This window comes from Brevibacterium sp. ACRRH (genome assembly GCF_022346365.1).
Taxonomy (GTDB): Bacteria; Actinomycetota; Actinomycetes; order Actinomycetales; family Brevibacteriaceae; genus Brevibacterium; species Brevibacterium paucivorans.
Genome location: NZ_JAKRMN010000004.1, coordinates 216949 through 234625, shown reverse-complemented (window position 1 = coordinate 234625; position 17677 = coordinate 216949). Strand labels below are relative to the sequence as shown.

Sequence of the window (17677 nt, the reverse complement as noted above, 5' to 3'; positions counted from 1 at the left end):
TGAAAATATGAGTAATCCTCAGGCAACACCTCCGTCATTTGGTTCCGGACCACAGTCTTTTGGGTCTGGACCGCAGGTGCCCAACGGAGCCTCAGCGGCGGAGGAAGACACGCAGGTACCACAAGCACAGCACACCGATGAACCGGTTTACGACCAGTCGTCGAACGCTACCAAACAGGAGAAATCCGGGGTTTCCGCGTTCGTGTGGGTGGCGTTGATTCTGGGCGCGTTGATTCTGGTGTTGCTTTTGGTGTTTGTCATGCAGAACAACCAGCCGGTAGACATCAGCTACTTTGCGTGGTCGTTCTCTATGCCACTGGGAGTCGCACTTCTTCTTGCTGCGATCGCTGGAATTTTGATTGCTGCGATTATTGGAACAGTGCGCATCATCTTGCTTGGGCGTAGGCTCAAGCGAGCTCAGAAGAATTCCTAACTCAACACAATGAACCGGGCCCCAGGATTGGGGCCCGGTTCGCCCTTTAACAACCTGGAGTACACAGTGAGCAAGTACGTCGAATTCATCCCCGATGCTGGCGCATGCACAGTTTCAAAGAACGTCCTGTCCGGCGAAGGGAAAGTGCGTTGGATGGTGCGTGGAAAGTCCCATGCGCCGGCGGACAACGGGTGGCAGATCCTGAGCGATATCGATACGTCTGATTACCTGAATGACCCTTCGAACTGGCAGATTGCCGACTTCAACGATCTGTGCGCTATCGAGCCAGCCCTCATCGGAATCTGGGACATGCCGGTAGGGTCTGACCTCGAGTTACGCCGGCACGAAAAAGGCATGAGCATCATCGACAGTAAAACCGGTCGCGTCATCCCGCACGAGGAGTTGTTCGTTCCGCCTCAGTTCCGCGACTAAGCAGCTTGTCCTCATCAGCCCAACTCAGATACGACAGCTTGCTTCAGCGCGTCCGCGTTGAGTTGTGTACTCACGACGTGCAGGTATAGAACCTATGTCATGGAGTTCGTCGTACCGTTTCTGATGAGCATGGTCGCAGGTCTAGCAACTGGCGTTGGCGCCCTGCTGGGAGTAACAAACCTCGCCCGTTCCACACGTTTCTTTGCGTGCGCGTTAGGATTCTCGGCCGGCGTCATGATTTACGTCTCGCTCGTGGAAATCCTTCCCGAAGCGATCGAATCAGTCGAGATCCCAGCCGCACAGTGGATCGCGGTGGGTGCGCTGTTCGGTGGAATCGCTTTTGCGGCAGCTATCGACGCACTCGTCCCGGACCAGATCAGCCCTTCCTCAACAACCACCTCGGACGTGCGCTTGCTGCGCATGGGCGCCTTCACGGCCTTCGCGATTGCGCTCCACAACTTCCCCGAAGGCTTCGCCACGTTCCTCACCGCACACACCGACCTCACGCTGGCCATCCCGATCGTAGTAGCGATCGCCATCCACAACATCCCTGAAGGCCTGGCCGTGGCCGTCCCCGTCCTTCACGCGACTGGCTCATCTGCCAAGGCCTTCCGCTGGTCACTCTTATCCGGGCTAGCGGAACCGGCCGGAGCCGTTCTGGGGTACCTGATCCTCGCCCCGATTATGACCCCCACAATTTTCGGAATCGTGTTCGCCGGCGTAGGCGGGATCATGGTGTACATTTCGTTCAGCCAACTTCTCCCGGCCGCCCACAATCAAGGTCACGCACGCGCGCCACTCATCGGACTTTTCGCGGGAATGGCAGTCATGGCGCTGTCCCTGCTCATGCTGGGATGAGAACAGGTAACGCCCGAGGTCGCACCCGCACCCGCGCCCGCTGCACCTTGGTATAGACCTCACCGTCGACGTGGATGCCGTGCGGTGCGTCGAGGTCGAACGACTGCCCCACACGTACGCGCACAGCAGCCGGTGACACGTTGGCACCCAGCGCCCACGCCCCGGCTACCACCCAGTCCGCGACACCTGTGGGTGCAAAGCTCATGCGACACAGCGTGCCGGAGTCCAAACTGGTGTCAAAAATTCGCAACCGGTGAGGCACACCCGCAACGTTTCCCACTTCTTGCGTCCATGGACTCCCCTTCCATGTCCCCAGGTTCACACCAGTCGCGATATATGACCACCAGTGACGCTGGGCAGGTGTGCGTTGAATGGCCCGTACTGAGTTTCCCGCCCCCACCGCGACCAGGCTCGTGGTTGTGAGGCCACTGGGTTCAAGCGTCACGTGTGCGACGTCCACGCAGACTGGGCCGGGCGGAAACGTCGCCACGAGGTTTCGCCAAAACAGGTTCGCTGTGCCAACCGGTATCGGAGTCAGGCGTGGCGGTTCAGCCGGCTGGTGCTCATCGATCCACTCCGTCAAGGCATGTGCGCACTGTGCAACGGTCCCGTCGCCACCCACCACAATGAGTCGCTGGGCACCCGCGTCCAAGAGTCGCGTCGCCTGCTCCCCGCCCGGGTGAGCAGGCGTGGTGTAGGTGACAACGACCTCGGCCGAGGTGGTAGCAACCGAGCTGGAAGTGGCGCGTATACGCTCAACTACCTGGCGTGTACCCCGGCGCGCGGGGTGCGCCACGACCCCAATCACACGTAGCGTTTCACACCGGCGAAGTCACGCGCTCCGCCCCATGACTTCCAGTTCACGATTTCGACCGAACGTGACGCGTTAGGCGCGTGAATCATTTTTCCGTGGCCAACGTACATACCCACGTGGTACACACTGCCCTTGCCACGCTTGGAAGCGAAGAAGATCAGGTCACCCGGCTGCATGTCACGCTGGGAGACCGTGCGTCCGGTCTTCGACTGTGGTCCCGAATCGCGCGGAATGGTGATGCCGTGCGCCCGGTAGATCGAGTAAGTGAAGCCCGAGCAGTCAAAGCCGTACGCCGACGTTCCACCCCACGTGTACTTCAGTCCCAAGAACTGGCGACCCGTTTCCACTAACTGCGACGGTTTGGGCTTTGGACGCACTTTGCGCTGGTCGAAACGCTCAATGTCGTTGAAGGAGATCCATCCGAACCGGTTGTCCGGCAGTGCTACGCGGGCTTTTCCATCGCGCGTGTTGGTGATTGGCAGGCGCGTGTTAAACGGAACCTCGATGCGCGTGCGTCCCGTCGATTTGGTGGGTTCGGCCTCCACATGCGCGCGCGACTTCTTGACGGAAACCACGTGCGTCATCTTCTCGCTGGCGTTGCCAAAAGTGGTGCTCTTCGCCAACTGTCGCTTGGGCACCCACGCTTCATATCCGCGCGGTTTGCCCGGCGCTGGCTCGGTGGTGACACCTACTCGTGCCCAGTCGTCGCGCACCTCCCACACGTACACAGCATCACCGTAGATCGCTTGTGTTTCCGTGCGTCCGGTCAGTCCCTTGCGGTCGGTCAGCCCGCGGTTCCACTCGTCCATTTTGGCTGGGTTCTGCAGTGCTGGCGCGTCTTGCTTACGTGGCGATGTGGGCGACTTCCACAGCGTGGCGGCCGAAACCACGACATACGCTGTGTCGCCCTTGCGCACGTCGCCGTGCCGTGCGGGAACCGGGGCCTTGGGCATCGGTGCTGGCGCCTTGGCTTTGGGCGCAGACAGATTGGGTTCCTTCACCTGTGGCGCCGGTTCTTTGTGTTTGCGCGGTTTGGTTTCTTGCACGTTGTGGTCTCGGATATTTCCCGTGAGCAGATAGTCGTGGTCACCAGGTTCCGTTGCAAGAGCTGGCGTGACCGTGCCGGCTACCAGCGTGGCTGCCAATATCGCCGAGGTGGCAAACGTTTTCATGAATCTGTCCTTACTAGGGGAAGACGGACATTTTGCTCACAAGTTTAGCTATCCAAAACACAGCCGAGATAGACACGCTTCGGCGAGTCGTTGACAGATCTCCAGGTTTAACCCGTATCGTGTTCTTCGTCGGTCCCGTCTTCCCCTATTTTAGGACCCCAGATGAAACGTCTTTTTGTGTCGGCAGTTGCCCTGACGGCTGCAGTCGCATCCGTCGCTCCTGCGACAACGCACAGCACCCTGCCGTTCGGTCCTGGTGCAGAACCATTCCAGACTCACACCCGCACAGAGTCCGGCGCGTATGATGCACAGTCCAAGGTGGCCGCCAACGTGAGCGACCAAAGCGCGCCGGTCACCACTACCAAGCAGAGCGTCGAAGGTGCCGAGCAAACCATCGACACCACAAAAGCTAACTCCCAAAAGAACAACTCTCGCCTCATCACCGTCATGGGTGTGACCTGGGAAGGTAAAGGTGAACGCGACGTTCAGTACCGCACGCGCCACACACAGGGTGACAACTGGGGCGACTGGGAACAGATGCCTGTCAGCGATGATGGTAGCGACCCTAACTCTCAGGACCACAGCGAGTCCACCGACGCTGTCGTGGTAGCTCCATATGAAGTCGTTCAGGTGAAGTCCGACGCTCCCGTCACCGTCTCGGTTTCAGTCACGGAGCGCACGCAGGTCGACGACATCATTGCCGGTCACGCGATCGACCGTCCACTGCATGACACTGACACCGTGACCCCAGAACACCGCGACCAAACAGGCGACCTGGAGGCGACCTCGGCGACGAACACCGCCTACAACACCAGCGGCACACACGGCGCATACTCAGCTCAGAACGTCGCAAACGTTGACGGACTCGAATACGTGACCCGCAGCCAATGGGGCGCAAGCAAACCACGTTGCGACATCGACCACGCCAAGCGCAACGAAGGCGTGGTCATCCACCACACCAGCGGTGCCAGCAAGTACTCACAGGGCGAAGTGCCCGGCATTTTGCGCGGTATCCAGGCCTACCACCAGAAGAGCCGCGGATGGTGCGACATCGGGTACAACATGCTCATCGACAGGTTCGGCAAAATCTACGAAGGCCGTGCAGGTGGGCTCGACAAGGCGACTGTGGGCGCACACGCGGTCGCAGTCAACGAAGGTACGTTCGGCGTTGCCGTTATGGGCACGTATAACAAGCCGGCACCTCGGGAAGTTCTTGACTCACTTTCCAAGGTGATTCGCTGGCAGTCACACAAGTGGGGCTGGAAAGTCGACTCTGACATGAAGATCCGTTCCGCCGGTGGCCCTGGCGCTCTCAAACCGGAAGGCGCAATGTTCACACTGCCACGTGTAATTGGTCACCGTGACGTGGGGGAAACTGACTGCCCCGGTGACGGCTTGTACGGCCAGATTCCGGAAATCCGTCGCATGTCGACCAGCAGTCCAATCGACGAGTACGCGAACAAGCACAAGCTTGGGAAGCCCAGCTCGGACGTGAAGACGCTCAAGGACCGCAAGGACACGCAGGCACGCGCATACGGCTCGCGGTTGGTGCTTTCAAACGAACGCGGAACATACCGGATCGAAGGCGCTATTCTCAACGCGTGGAAGAAGATGGGCTGGGAACGGTCTCACGTGGGCCTACCGACTGCTGATGCCGTCTGCGGGCTTCCAGGCGGGGGCTGCTACCAGAAATTCGAAAAGGGCGTTGTCCACTGGTCGAAGGGTTCGGGTGCGCACGCCACCTCTGGCGCGATCCACAACGAGTGGGCCAAGAACAAGTACGAGCGCGGACCGTTGGGCTACCCGATCGCTGAAGAAGTGACCAAGAAGGGCGTGGCTTCTCAAAAGTTCCAGTACGGGTCCATCACCTGGACCAGTAAAAACGGAGCCAAGGTCAAGGTGGCCAAGGTGAGTGGAAACGCGAAATAAGGTCTTAGCACAGCGCTGAAAACACTGAAGCTGGCGAACCGTAAATGGTTCGCCAGCTTCAGTTTTCCCGAGGTGGGAGTCGCCAACGCGCTGGCAATGCGCGTCTATGACATGTGATTAGTTCAGGGCGCTCAAAGCAGCGTCGTAGTCAGGCTCTTCCCCAATTTCTTCGACCTGCTGTGAGTACACGATCTTGCCGTTTTCGTCGATCACGATCACTGCGCGGGAGTACAGGCCTTTGAGAGGGCCGTCGGTCATTTCCACACCGTAGTCGTCACCGAACGGTGAGCGGAATCCGGAGCCGGACACGACATTGTCGATTCCCTCTGCCCCGCAGAACCGGCCTAGTGCAAATGGCAGGTCCTTTGATGCACAGATCACGACCGTGTTCTCAAGTTCCGTGGCTTTTTCGTTGAACGTGCGCACCGACTTTGCACACACCCCAGTGTCGACCGAAGGGAAGATGTTGAGGACCACGCGCTTGCCCTTGTAGTCCGACAGTGCGACTGGTTCGAGGTCGGTTCCGGTCAGTTCAAATTCTGGAGCCGATCCGGTTGGCAGGTTTCCGTTAGTTGTGACTGGGTTTCCTTGAAACGTGATAGTAGCCATACCCCCAGTCTTACGTCCTGCTCTGCTCCACGCAAGAGGGTAAAGTGAACTCGTCACGAACACACTTCACATTCACAGAAGGGGCCCGATGAGTGGTGGTCTTGTAGCTCTACTCGACGACATTGCGGCAATCGCGCGCATGGCAGCAGCTAGCGTCGACGACGTTGCCGTGGGCGCTGCAAAAACCAGCGCGAAAGCGGCAGGCGTGGTCGTCGACGACGCAGCCGTGACTCCGCAGTACGTCTCTGGGGTCGAGCCTGCCCGTGAGCTCCCCATCATCCGCAAGATCGCAACGGGTTCGATTTTCAACAAACTCGTCATCATTCTGCCTTTAGCACTTCTGTTAAGCGCTGTCGCTCCGTTTCTGCTCACCCCACTCCTCATGGTGGGAGGCACGTACTTGTGTTATGAGGGCGCTGAAAAGATCTGGCACAAGCTCACGCATCGTGGCGACGAAGAAAGCTCCACCACTGACCAGGACGCGCACGCAAAGGCTTCACAGGAAAACGAGCAATCGGGCAAGGGTGGTGATGCTGAAAAGCAGCTGGTGCGCTCCGCGATCGTCACCGACTTCATCCTATCGACAGAAATCATGGTGATCTCACTCAACGAGGTCATTTCCGAGCCACTCCTCATGCGCACAGCCATTCTGATCGCCGTCGCGCTTTTCATCACTGTTGCGGTTTATGGAGTGGTGGGGTTGATCGTCAAAATGGACGACATCGGTCTTCGCCTCGCTCAGAAGCCCGCCACGCAGAAGTTCGGAAGGTTCCTGGTGAACGCAATGCCCAAGCTCCTGAGCATCCTGACGATCGTGGGAGTTTTTGCAATGCTGTGGGTGGGTGGCCACATTCTGATCGTGGGGGCCGATGAGCTGGGATGGCACATGCCACTCCAGCTTGCTCACGGCTTAGGTCATCTTTTCATTGACATCCCCGCTGTGGGCGGGGTCCTCAACTGGCTGGGCGAGACCGTTGTCGCAATGATCGTTGGCCTGCTGTGGGGCCTTGTGGTTATTGAGTTGTGGCTGCGGTGAAGGCGACTGTACGAACTTTTCGATCACAATCATGACCACCACGATCACGCCACCTACAAGCATGAGCACCACGGGCCCAGCAACCGGCGCGTAAGGTGCTACCAGCGTTCCAGGCGCGGACGGGTCCGGAGATTCTTGCCATGGCCACAGGGCTCGCACCGACCCCAACATCAGTCCAGCCATAGCCATCAGCGTGACCAAACGGAAACGCTTGAGCAGGAACTGAAGAAGCTGCACAAAGGACGCTAAACCAATGACGGCTCCCAGCATGAAGATGGCGATGTAGCCCCAATCGCGCTGGTGAACTGCCTCAAGTGTGGTGGTGTACAAGCCCACTGCTAACAGGAAGAACGACCCAGATACTCCCGGAATCACCAATGCGCAGATCGCGATAGCAGCTGCTCCAATAACAATCCACGCAGGTGGGTGCGCAACAGCACCTCCGCCTGCCTGACCCACCAAGACAAACGCAACGATCGTTGCAATCACGAATGCGACCGCACCACCTATCCATGTTTTGGCGGTGTTGATGTTCCGCTCAACAGCACTGTCATACGCCATGGAAACAGGAACATAGATCGACACAATCACCAGGCCAAAGAACAGCCCGCGTGCGTGTTCCGGAGAGTTCGTCACAAAAGAACTCATGATTCCAGCGATCGAAAAAACCGCCGTCACCATTCCCAGGAACACCGGAATGAGAAGTCCCCATTGCACATTGCGCAGTTCCTGCATGAACCCTTGAACTCGGACAGGCCCCGTCACCAACCGCTTGACAGCATGGAGAACGGCGACCGCGGAGGCGATGAGTTCATCGTAGATTCCCGTCACAAGGGCAACCGTGCCTCCGGAAACACCGGGAACCAGTTCAACAAGCCCCATAAGGAAACCGCGCACAAAGTCGAACGGCATGAGCTTGATCGATCGTTTGGGCTGCGTCACAGTTGAGCTTTCTCCTTCACCTGTCGCTGAACACGCTTCAGCATTCCGGTCATGCCGTTTAGCCTCAGCGGACTCACCAGAGAGGTGAGCGATAGTTGTAGTGCAAAATCTTCCGGCACTGCCTGGACCTGACGAGCCGTAGCACCGTCCAGCCCTTCCGCTAAGATCCCTGCGAATCCACGCGTCGTAGGAGCTTCGGCAGGGGCGGAAAAGAACAGGGAAACTCGCGCGTCTTCTCCCGTTCCATCGACCTCGGCAATAAAGAAGATTGGTGACTGACACTCCGGAACCGGTTCCAACGCCTCGGGATCATCCGCATACCGCTGCGGCAGGTCCGGAATCTCATCGGAAAACTCGAGCAACAACTCCAACCGTTGTTCCTCTGGCGTTTGTGCGAAATCGCGGACAATGTCGTGCAGTTCCGACGGAACCTCAGCAGAAAGTGTCACGGTCACTCCTCTTCATTTCCGTTCCAACGATAAGCCACTAGGCCGGTTGAACCCCCGCTTTTCCGTACGTGTCAATCGTCACCTGCAAAGAAGAACGCGCGCACAGCATCAACAAACACCTGTGGTTGTTCCGAATGGACCCAGTGCCCTGCATCGCGGATCACAAGACGTACGGCCCTGGGGAAATACTCACGCACAACAGGCAAGAACTTGGGGTCACCGTAAGCGGACTTCTCCCCCACCATCCACAGCACTTTGCGATCGTACGTGGCATCAATTGATGGGAAGTCGCCAATCTCTTTAAGACTGTCAAAAAGGAGGTTGAGGTTTGGTTGCCATTCAAACCCGTCACCGCTCCTACGAAGGTTCTGTAACAAGAAACCACGCACCGACTCATTGGGAATATCTTCAGCGATGCGCTCGTGCGCTTCCGCACGCGAGGTCAAACTGTCCAGGTCAAGCTTCTTCAGGGTGCCCAGCAGGTGAACAAACTCGCCCATGTCGCCACCGGCCTGGGGAGAAATGTCCTCAATAATCAGCTTGTCAACGAGCTCCGGTTGGGTGAGGGCAAGCGTCATCGCCACTTTTCCACCCATCGAATGCCCCAGCAGATACACCGGCGCGTCCGGTTCGATCTCTTTCGCTACCGCCTGTGCCATGTCCGTGTAGCTGAACGTGTCGGTCCACGGCGATTCACCGTGGTTAGGCAGGTCAATCAGGACCATTCGGAAGTCTTTGCTGAGCTCTTTTGCAACCCCAGTAAAGTTCTTCCCACGCCCCATGAGACCATGCAGAAACACCAGAGTTGGGCCTTGGTCCCCCATGCGCGTGACGTTCAGTGTGTCCATGTTTCCCCTCCATGTTTCCGTGGCCTCACGACGCTCCTCGTAGAATGTCACCGTGACCACCACTCCTGCTTATGACCTGTTGCGATGCCCCGTGTGCGCCCGCCGGGGAGAACCAGCAGCGCGTTTGCAGGTGCAGGATTCGCAAGTGGTGTGCAGTCACCGGCACTCGTTTAACATAGCGCGTCAGGGCTACCTTAGTCTGCTTTCTGGCCCCGCTCCCACAAGTGGGGACAGCACAGACATGGTGTTGGCCCGGGACCGGTTCCTCGCCTCCGGCGCGTACACGCCGTTGAAGGATTCCCTCGCCGAGGTCGTCGCGGCTCTGCCTCACACGCACCTTCTGGACGTTGGTTGCGGAACCGGGTACTACCTCGGCGGTCTGATGGAAACCCTGGAGCCACCAACGGTGGGATTGGGGTTCGACACTGCTACTCGCGCCGTGCGGTTAGCCGCCCGCGCCCACCCGAATATCACTGCGTTTACATGGGATGTTTTCCGGGATTTTCCGCTTCTGGACAGCACGATTGATGTGGTGCTCGACGTGTTCTCGCCACGCAATGGAACGGAGTTTCACCGGGTGCTCTCCCCCGGCGGACACACGGTAGTCGTGACACCCGAACCGCAACACTTGCAGGAGCTGCGCGCAAGCACTGACATGGTGGGAATTGATCCGAACAAAGGCGAACGCTTGAACCGGGCTCTGCACATGTTCGAACCCGTGGGTGAATCGGTAGTGTCGTACGACTGCGTGCTCACCCCAGACTTGGCACGCGACCTCATCTTTATGACACCATCTGCCCGGCATTTATCAGCGGAAACGGTCGCAGATTCCCAGCTCCCCACCTCGGCGACGGTAGCCGTGAAAATATCCGTCTGGCGAAAACCTACAGCGCAGCAATAACCCGTTGAGGTTCGGTAACTGGGAACATGTGATCGGCACCTTCTGCGATGTGCAGCTCAGCTCCAATTAGGCGCGCCAGCCGGCGCTGTTTTGCCACAGACACCGCACGGGAAGTCCCTGAGGAGCACACGATGATGGGGCGCAACCTGCGGTCAAGCACATGGTTCGACATGAGCAGTGAACTCAATCGGTATTCCTGTTCCCAACTCGAAAACCACTGGTCCACCACTGTCTGCAGGCCCGGACGAGTCACGTATCGGTGAGTGGCATGCGTGCGTGGCAAGTGGTCGGCCAAGCCGGAAGCGCGGGTAAAGAGGTGTGTGCGGATTTGAGCACCCCACGGTGTGAGAGCCCGGGCAACTTTTTCCACTACCGGGGCCGAATACCGTTCAAAAACGGTTCCGCGCGTAAACCAGCCACCAACGAAGGTCAGGGGCGCAGACGGGTCGAGTAGCACCAGCCGCGTAATGTCACTGGGGTGTTTAAGCGCCCACTCCAGGGCAGTAACTCCACCTACGGAATGACCAATGAGAGCAAACGGTTCACTGGTGTCGACTGCTTTTCTCAGGTCATCAATGTCCCCTGTTGGGTCTTGTTCCCACGCGTCGATCACTTCTACGGGACCGGGAAGAAGCTCACTTAAACCGCTGTAGTCTTCCGGTAAGAGGCTCAGCCCAGGAACGATTACCCACTTCACGGGTCTATTGTAATCCTCGCCACATCCACGGACGTTCTGGCACACAATACGACCCCAGTGTCAGTAAAGTTGCTGTATGACACAGCGCACGTCTCCACGCAAAACAGAAGTCCTGGCACGGGTGTTCATTTGGCTTTACGTTTTAGCCGCTGTGTGGACAACGTTGACGATCCCCATTCGCCTGAGCAATGTAGCCGACGCGGGGTACATTCTCTTTTCGCTGTTCACGGTTCCAGCTGAGCCGTCCTTGGTGGCAGTGGTTTTCCTTATCGCTGTAGCGACCACCGCCGCCCGACGACTGCGGATCGCTCACACTGCCATGCTGGTGGTCGCGTCGCTGGGCGTGCTCGCATCGGTGCTCAACACCAGCGCAGTCATATCGCTGGGACCTAACAGTGAGCTGCACATTTCAGTGACGAGCCCGCTCGACGCACTGTTCTTCAGCCTCCCTTTCAGGATTGCGGGTTTTGTGCTGAACGTCGTGTCGTTAATCCTCATCATCATGATGCGGCCCGCGTTTCCGGGACGAATCCGCAAAGCTAATTTCCTCAAGGCGCTGGGCATTTTGTTGTCCGGGTTGGCTGTGTCGTTTGTGGTCGCACTTATCGCCTCTTCCCTTACCCCGGTTGGGGTAGGTGAATGGAGTGATCGTCTGACATTTGCGCTTTCTGCGGCTTTCGGGTCTACCTCTGGGCTCAGTGCGATCACGGACGGACAGCACCCAACTACGTTCATCGTGTTCTACATCTGTGGTGCCATTTCAGCTATTGCACTGATTTGGGCACTCATTGTGATGTTTCGTATCAAGGCCAAACCGGCCACCGTCACGCCTGATGAAGAGCTCGAAATCCGTCGCATGGTGCTCGACTTCGGAGACCTGGACTCACTGTCATATTTTGCGACTCGACGCGACAAGAGTGCGGTGTTCTCTCCCGATCGCAAAGCCGCCGTTCTGTACGGCGCCGTGGGGAATGTTTTTGTTGCGAGTGGTGACCCTGTGGGGGACCCGGCATCCTGGCCACACGCAATCCAATCGTGGCACTCTCACTGCCGTTCCGTAGGTGCTCGTCCCGTAGTTTTGGCATGTTCACAAGAGTCAGCACGCCTGTACAGGACCTTGGGATTGGCGATCGTTGCGATCGGTGACGAAGCTGTCGTCAACACTGCCGACTTCAATGTTTCTAGCCCCGCGCTCGCTGACATTCGCAAAACCATCAGGCGCATGAACCGTGAGGGCATCACCGCGAAGGTAGCGCGCGTGCGTGACCTTCCTGCTGATCTTGTCACTCAGTTAGAAAACTGCCGCGACGCGTGGCGTAATCACGAGGTCGAACGCGGATTCTCAATGGCGCTGGGGCGAATGGGGGATCCAGCCGACTCCAACTCCGTCATCGCGTTGGCATGCGACAGTTCTGGCTACCCGATAGGGTTTTTAAGCTTCGTCCCGTGGGGGCGTAACGGGCTGTCACTCGACGTCATGGTTCACTCCCCCACAGCCGTCCCCGGAGTGACGGATTTCTTGGTCGCTCAAACTGCCTTGCAGGGCCGGGAGATAGGCATCAAGCAGATATCTTTGAATTTCGCCGTTTTCCGTGACGTGTTCGTCGCCACCGATGAACTGCGCGCCGGACCCCTGACCCGGGCAAGCGACAAGCTGCTGAAGGTCGCATCACGATCCTTCCAGATCGAATCGCTGTACCGGGCTAATCAGAAGTACCAACCACAGTGGTCTCCCCGATGGGTCGCCTTCGACGACACCATGGTTGCCTTCCACGCGCTCTATTCGATGGGTGTCGCCGAAGGCTTCATTCCCCCACCCAGTCTGCGCGCCATCCTCGCCTGGATGTGGGCCAGCGTCACCCAAACCACCCCCACTCCCCTTTTCGGCGCCCAGCCCACGATCACCTCGGCGGACTTCCTCAACCGTGTAAAAGAACTCGACGAGGAATTCATCCGCCCGCCGTCACCCCAGTACACCTGGTCGCCACAACAGCGCCACCGGATAGACCACAAACGCGCGTTGGAGTCAGCGGGCGTCGAGACCTACCCGGTTAAAGGGCCGGTCTCTACCACCTCGGTGTTGGACCTGAACGCGCAGAACCGCCCGGTTCCAGCGCCCGGGACGCTCACCCACGCCGAGGTGACCATCCGTGGCCGTGTCCGGTCACGCAGGCGGTTCGGCGGCTTGGTCTTCATGGATGTCGAACAGGATGGCGCGTTCGTGCAAACCGTGTGGGACCGTTCAGAGGTCAGCGACTGGCATGTGGGGCTACTCGACGTAGGTGACTTTGTGAGCGTCACCGGACGCGTGGGAACCACCGATCACGGTGAGCTGTCAGTGTTCGTCAAACAGGCAACAGTTTTAGCCAAAGCCATCAGGCCCACCCCTGCTTTGGGACACCCGGTGGGAGAAGAGGAGCGCCGCACCAACCGGTCACTTGACCTGCTCACCGATGTGGAAGCGCGCGACATTTTGGTGGCACGGTCATCAGCGATCCGCTCATTGCGCGACACTCTGCATGCACAGTCGTACATGGAAGTCGAAACACCCATGTTGCACACAGTTCATGGAGGTGCGGCCGCCCGGCCATTTACCACCCACATCAACGCGTATGACATGGACCTGTCCCTGCGTATTGCACCCGAGCTGTATCTCAAACGCCTCATGGTGGGCGGCATGGACAGGATTTTTGAGATCGGCCGGAACTTCCGCAACGAAGGAGTAGATGCCACCCACAACCCGGAGTTCACCTCGCTTGAAGCGTACGCTTCAGGGCTGACGTACCACGATATGGAGCGCCTCACGATCGCTCTCATCGAGAACGCGGCACGGGCCGTCAACAGTGAACCGGTTGCCAAGTACCGTGATGCGTCAGGCAAGGTGCAAGAGCTGTACTTGCCCGGCTCGTGGCGGTCCATGACAATCCACGAAGCAGTGTCACACGCCGTGGGTCAGGAGCTCACCTTGGATACCTCTCCCGAGGTGTACCTCGCAGAGTGCGCACGTGCCGGTATTGAAGTTCCTACCGACGCTTCCCAGGCTTACATGCTCATGGAGCTGTACGACGAACTGGTCGAAAAGCAGACCGTTGAGCCCACGTTCTACTACGACTTCCCAGCCGAAAAGTCGCCGCTGGCCCGCCCGGGTCGGCGAGACAGTCGCGTATCCGAACAGTGGGACCTTGTGGCTTTTGGAATGGAAGTTGGAACCGCGTATTCGGAGCTCATCGACCCGATGATCCAGCGTCAACGGCTTACCGAACAGTCGTTGGCGGCTGCCGCTGGTGACCCCGAGGCGATGGAGGTCGACGAAGCGTTCCTCACTGCCCTTGAAATGGGTGCCCCACCTATGGGTGGGCTGGGGCTGGGCGTGGACCGCGTGGTCATGATGCTCACGGCCACGACGATCCGCCAGACGCTCACCTTCCCGTTCTTGAAACCTACAGGAAGCTGACCAGTACTGAAGCGATCACCACTGATCCCGCGCTCACCGAGGTGAAACCTCCTACCAGCATGGGTGGCAGCATCGCTTCGCTCAGGGCCTCACGTTCTTCGTCTGTGCGTCCTACCGAACGCACAACTTCGTTGGTGAGGAGGTAGTCGGCTGGGAAACCGTACATAGCGGTCAGCGCCACCGACATTCCAAGGGTCGTCTTCCATTTGAGGAGCTTGGTGGCGATCGCACCACCAATCATGATGCCCACAGCACCCACTGCCAGAATGACAGCCACTGGTAGCAGAGCAGCCAGAACATCCGACAGGGAGGCCGCAACCAGAGGTGCCATCACAATAGCGACAACACTGGCCATGGCGATTCCGAACGAGCTGGATTTCTCCATTGAGCGTTCTGGAGTCAGGCCAATTGCGGTCGACGCAACACCCAGGACCAGGGCGATGATTGAGGATGGAATGTGCGTGGGCATAGCCAGAAGCGTTGCAAGTGAACCACCCACCAGAATGAGGAACAAGACGAAGAGTTCGTTGTCAACAAGCATGTCGGGAAGCGTGATCAGCTTCTTACCGCTGCCATTTTCCTTTTCGACTTTCTTTTGCTTGCGAGCCAGTTCTTCCAGGTCACCCGAATCACGGAGTGTAATCGCGAACTTGCGCAACAGCAGGTTGGTCAAGGGCATGGACGGCAGGGACTGAAGCATCAGCACAAGGGCTGGCAACACTACGATTGCGGAGTCCACGTTGGCAGCTTTCAAGCCATCGGTGGTCAGACCCGTTGATACGATCCCACCAGCCAGAGGACCAGCTCCGGCCACAACGTACTGGAAGCCAAAGATTGGGCCCACCACTGCAGCGATCATACCCACGGCGACGATCATTCCAGCAATCGAAATCACTACACTGCGCCACTGAGCGAGCATCGTTTTCAAAGGGATCAGCGAACCCATGTGGAACAGCAGAGGCGCTACGAGAATCGCGTAGATCTGTGGGAAGAACGAATCGTCGATGATGGTGTTGGGAATGATCTTGAGTTGAACTGCAATAAACGTTCCCAACATGGCGATCAAAAGTGCCGGGATGCGGGCTTTTGACCACAGGGACATCAGCTCGCCCAACGCAATGAAGGCGAGAATGATTGTTGCGGCGAAGATAGGGGTCATGAGTTGTCACCTCGAACGTTGTACGCCCACGCAATGTGGGCAAGCGCGGCGGCTTGATCAGCCAGCACGGCGTCGTCGAACAGGACATGTGGCGAGTGGTTGTAGGCCGCTGTAGCCGGATCCACCTCGGACGGGCTCGCCTGGAGCATCAGGTATGCGCCGGGCACTTCTTGTAAAACGAACGAGAAGTCTTCTGAGCCCATAACCGGTTCTGCCGGTACTCGAAAGCGTTCCTCACCGAACACCTCGGTCAACGTTGAACGCACAAGCTCAGCTTCTTCACGCGCATTGACCGTGACGGCATAAAAGGTCTCCCAGTCAAAGTCGACTGTGCAGTTATGTGCCTGGGCGATGCTCTCCGCCAATTGCTTAGCGTATTGCGGAAACTTCTCGGTTGTTTCATGTGACAGTGTTCTGACCGTTCCTCCCATTGAGGCAACAGGTGGAATCACATTCAGGGCTTCTCCACCCTGCAGAGTTGTGATGGAGAGAACTACGGGGTCAAAAACACTGAAACGTCTGGTGATCATGACCTGAACGGCCTGACAAAACTCCACAAGCGGTGGTACTGGGTCGGTGGCTGCGTCGGGCCTTGAACCGTGGCCACCTTCGCCGTGGAATGCCACGCGCAGGTAGTTCGACCCAGCCATCGCGGTTCCTGGTCGGCATTCGAATACGCCCTGTTCGCCTGGGAGAACATGAAGTGCGAACGCAACATCGACTGGTGATCCGGCCACGGTCAACAGTCCCTCTTCGAGCATCGGCTTCGCTCCGCCTGGCCCTTCTTCTCCCGGTTGGAACATAAAAACAACAGTTCCTGGAAGTTCTTCTTGGTGGGCGCTTAACAGTCGAACCGCTCCAACCAAGCCTGCGGTGTGGAGGTCATGACCGCACGCGTGCATGTTGCCGTTTGCGGCAGCAAACGGCAGGTTGGTTTCTTCTGCAACGGGAAGCGCGTCCATGTCACCGCGCAGCAACACCGTGGGCCCGGGCTTGCCACCACGCAAAACTGCCGTGATTGAGGACAGCTCCTTACCCAGGGTGATTTCCACAGGAAGGCCTGCCAAAGCATCGAGCACACGTTTTTGGGTACGTGGCAGATCGTTCCCCAGCTCTGGGTCGGCGTGGAGCTCTCTACGTAGCGCAATCAGGTCCGGAGCTATTTCCTTCGCCTCTGCGACAAAATCGATCGTCATCGTACCCCTCTTATCGGTCGGTTCTATAACGTGGCTCACAAATTAGCAGTCCCGAATATGCCTGGTACGCCAGTTTTGCTATATGAAACTCGGGCAGGCTGTTCCCCCTGAGCTGTGAGTGCCCAATACCCGGAGTACTGTTACTCATATGATCGAACGTTTCACTCCTCCGCAGGGATGGGCGACTGCTGCTGGTGAGGTGTTCGGAATCGACCTGTGGCGAATTCCGTTCGTCATCGTGTCAGCAGTCATCATCTACGTCGCATTTCTGGTTCTCGTCAGAATTTTTGGTATCCGCATTTTGGGAACCATGAGTTCCTTCGACGCCGTTGTCATCATCATGTTCGGAGCAGTGGCTGGACGCGTCATCCTGGGCCACCCGCCCACTGTCATGGTTGGGGTGATCGGCTTAGCCACGTTAATGGTGATGGAAGCGATCTTTGGAGCAGTCCAACACACATTTGGTTTTAGGCGTGCTGTGAGTGCTCGCCCGCGCATTGTCATGGCTCACGGCAAGATGATCTCTCATGCAATGCGTCGCGCCCACATCACCGAGGCCAATCTGTATGTGGCAATTCGTGAAGCCGGTATTGCATCCCCGGAGATGGTTCAATGCGTGATCCTCGAAGCGACTGGCCGGCTTTCAGTCATTCAAGAAGGCACACCGATTGATCCGCGTCTTCTGGAAAATGTTGAAGGCCGGGAGTTTGTGCTCAACACTCCCGGCCAAGATGCTGATTAAGTTTCG

At 58.0% G+C, this 17677-nt stretch carries 16 protein-coding genes and 1 pseudogene; 8 read left to right on the top strand and 9 right to left on the bottom strand.

The window, feature by feature from the left end; genetic code table 11:
- Positions 1-7 precede the first annotated feature (7 nt).
- The 3 genes from MHX53_RS05960 to zupT all read left to right on the top strand — a co-directional run bounded on the left by MHX53_RS05960 (position 8) and on the right by zupT (position 1723).
- Positions 8-433, top strand: coding sequence for a lipopolysaccharide assembly protein LapA domain-containing protein (locus MHX53_RS05960; RefSeq protein ID WP_239271580.1), 426 nt, complete (start codon positions 8-10; stop codon positions 431-433).
- Between the two features lie 9 nt (positions 434-442).
- Positions 443-865 carry a DUF2185 domain-containing protein gene (locus tag MHX53_RS05955; RefSeq protein ID WP_239271579.1) on the top strand — a complete coding sequence of 141 codons (423 nt, stop codon included), beginning with the start codon at positions 443-445 and terminating at the stop codon, positions 863-865.
- A 99-nt stretch (positions 866-964) separates the two neighbouring features.
- Positions 965-1723, top strand: a complete 759-nt coding sequence (gene zupT / locus MHX53_RS05950; RefSeq protein WP_239271578.1) for a zinc transporter ZupT — start codon at positions 965-967, stop codon at positions 1721-1723.
- Here zupT and MHX53_RS05945 read toward each other — a convergent pair.
- Positions 1710-2519, bottom strand: a complete 810-nt coding sequence (locus MHX53_RS05945; RefSeq protein WP_239271577.1) for an acylglycerol kinase family protein — start codon at positions 2517-2519, stop codon at positions 1710-1712. The genes zupT and MHX53_RS05945 overlap by 14 nt on opposite strands.
- 8 nt (positions 2520-2527) lie before the next feature.
- Entirely contained in the window at positions 2528-3709 is a 1182-nt protein-coding gene (locus MHX53_RS11580) for a C40 family peptidase (protein ID WP_275433576.1), read from the bottom strand.
- Between the two features lie 162 nt (positions 3710-3871).
- On the opposite strand from MHX53_RS11580, the gene MHX53_RS05935 reads away from it, so the two are divergent.
- On the top strand, positions 3872-5638 hold the full coding sequence (locus MHX53_RS05935) for an N-acetylmuramoyl-L-alanine amidase (protein WP_239271576.1): 1767 nt from the start codon (positions 3872-3874) through the stop codon (positions 5636-5638).
- A gap of 117 nt (positions 5639-5755) precedes the next feature.
- Here MHX53_RS05935 and tpx read toward each other — a convergent pair whose 3' ends face one another.
- A complete protein-coding gene (gene tpx, locus MHX53_RS05930) occupies positions 5756-6247 on the bottom strand; it encodes a thiol peroxidase (RefSeq protein WP_239271575.1) in 492 nt (163 codons plus the stop codon).
- An 88-nt stretch (positions 6248-6335) separates the two neighbouring features.
- On the opposite strand from tpx, the gene MHX53_RS05925 reads away from it, so the two are divergent.
- Entirely contained in the window at positions 6336-7283 is a 948-nt protein-coding gene (locus MHX53_RS05925; RefSeq protein ID WP_239271574.1) for a DUF808 domain-containing protein, read from the top strand.
- A 144-nt stretch (positions 7284-7427) separates the two neighbouring features.
- On the opposite strand, the pseudogene MHX53_RS05920 reads toward MHX53_RS05925, so the two are convergent.
- The 3 genes and pseudogenes from MHX53_RS05920 to MHX53_RS05910 form a co-directional block, all read right to left on the bottom strand.
- A pseudogene (locus MHX53_RS05920) lies at positions 7428-8165 on the bottom strand (DUF368 domain-containing protein); the annotation flags it as partial.
- A gap of 56 nt (positions 8166-8221) precedes the next feature.
- Positions 8222-8674, bottom strand: a complete 453-nt coding sequence (locus MHX53_RS05915) for a SufE family protein (protein ID WP_102238320.1) — start codon at positions 8672-8674, stop codon at positions 8222-8224.
- Positions 8675-8745: 71 nt separating this feature from the next.
- Entirely contained in the window at positions 8746-9522 is a 777-nt protein-coding gene (locus tag MHX53_RS05910) for an alpha/beta fold hydrolase (protein ID WP_239271573.1), read from the bottom strand.
- A gap of 52 nt (positions 9523-9574) precedes the next feature.
- Between MHX53_RS05910 and MHX53_RS05905 the strand changes: the two genes are divergently transcribed.
- Positions 9575-10423, top strand: a complete 849-nt coding sequence (locus MHX53_RS05905; RefSeq protein WP_239271572.1) for a methyltransferase domain-containing protein — start codon at positions 9575-9577, stop codon at positions 10421-10423.
- Here MHX53_RS05905 and MHX53_RS05900 read toward each other — a convergent pair.
- Positions 10407-11165, bottom strand: a complete 759-nt coding sequence (locus tag MHX53_RS05900) for an alpha/beta hydrolase (protein WP_343212355.1) — start codon at positions 11163-11165, stop codon at positions 10407-10409. The genes MHX53_RS05905 and MHX53_RS05900 overlap by 17 nt on opposite strands.
- A gap of 31 nt (positions 11166-11196) precedes the next feature.
- Between MHX53_RS05900 and lysX the strand changes: the two genes are divergently transcribed.
- Positions 11197-14574: a bifunctional lysylphosphatidylglycerol synthetase/lysine--tRNA ligase LysX gene (gene lysX / locus MHX53_RS05895; RefSeq protein WP_239271570.1), complete on the top strand. Its 3378-nt coding sequence runs from the start codon at positions 11197-11199 to the stop codon at positions 14572-14574.
- Here lysX and MHX53_RS05890 read toward each other — a convergent pair.
- Together MHX53_RS05890 and MHX53_RS05885 are read right to left on the bottom strand one after the other, a co-directional pair.
- The gene (locus MHX53_RS05890) at positions 14561-15733 is read right to left on the bottom strand and encodes a hypothetical protein (protein WP_239271569.1); all 1173 of its coding nucleotides are present in this window, start codon (positions 15731-15733) and stop codon (positions 14561-14563) included. The two genes, lysX and MHX53_RS05890, sit on opposite strands and share 14 nt — an antisense overlap.
- Positions 15730-16929: a M20 family metallopeptidase gene (locus MHX53_RS05885; protein ID WP_239271568.1), complete on the bottom strand. Its 1200-nt coding sequence runs from the start codon at positions 16927-16929 to the stop codon at positions 15730-15732. Before MHX53_RS05885 ends, MHX53_RS05890 begins: the two co-directional genes overlap by 4 nt.
- A gap of 148 nt (positions 16930-17077) precedes the next feature.
- On the opposite strand from MHX53_RS05885, the gene MHX53_RS05880 reads away from it, so the two are divergent.
- Positions 17078-17671, top strand: coding sequence for a YetF domain-containing protein (locus tag MHX53_RS05880; protein ID WP_239271567.1), 594 nt, complete (start codon positions 17078-17080; stop codon positions 17669-17671).
- The last annotated feature ends 6 nt before the right edge of the window (positions 17672-17677 follow it).